The organism is Streptomyces sp. WM6378, from assembly GCF_001279695.1.
Lineage (GTDB): Bacteria > Actinomycetota > Actinomycetes > Streptomycetales > Streptomycetaceae > Streptomyces.
Genome location: NZ_LGDD01000271.1, coordinates 1 through 215, shown reverse-complemented (window position 1 = coordinate 215; position 215 = coordinate 1). Strand labels below are relative to the sequence as shown.

The window sequence follows — 215 nt, the reverse complement described above, 5'->3', positions numbered from 1 at the left end:
TCTGGGACAATCTGAATGTCCACCGCAGCGCCGACATCCGTGACTATGCCGCCGAGCATGACTGGCTGACCATCGTCCAGCTGCCGTCGTACTCACCGGATTTGAATCCGGTAGAGGGCATCTGCTCCCTTCTGCGGCGGGCCGTGACCGCGAACATCGTCTTCGCCGACCGCGACCACCACGTCCGGGCCGTCCGCAGCGGCCTGCGCCGAATC

General features: G+C 65.1%; 1 protein-coding gene. It reads left to right on the top strand.

The window, feature by feature from the left end:
• The coding region (locus tag ADK54_RS20920) for a transposase (protein WP_199827008.1) at window positions 1–215 on the top strand (215 nt) is incomplete at both ends.